The organism is Marinomonas gallaica (genome assembly GCF_001639745.1).
Classification (GTDB): Bacteria; Pseudomonadota; Gammaproteobacteria; order Pseudomonadales; family Marinomonadaceae; genus Marinomonas; species Marinomonas gallaica.
Genome location: NZ_LTAX01000107.1, coordinates 1 through 241, shown reverse-complemented (window position 1 = coordinate 241; position 241 = coordinate 1). Strand labels below are relative to the sequence as shown.

At 47.7% G+C, this 241-nt stretch carries 1 pseudogene; it reads left to right on the top strand.

The window, feature by feature from the left end:
* A pseudogene (gene nagA, locus AYW76_RS18825) lies at window positions 1-241 on the top strand (N-acetylglucosamine-6-phosphate deacetylase); the annotation flags it as partial.

Below are 241 nucleotides of genomic sequence, written 5' to 3'. Positions count from 1 at the left end.
CTACAGTCTGGCTGTACAAGCTTCTTACCGACTCTGATTACCTCTTCTGATGAAGACATGCGCCAAGCGGTCGCGGCTGCACGGGACTACCATGCTCAATATCAAAACCAATCGTTAGGGCTTCACCTAGAAGGTCCATACCTAAATGTGATGAAGAAAGGCATTCACAGTGTTGACCACATCCGACCATCAGAAGACAGCATGGTCGATTTCATGTGCGAAAACGCAGACGTTATTGCTA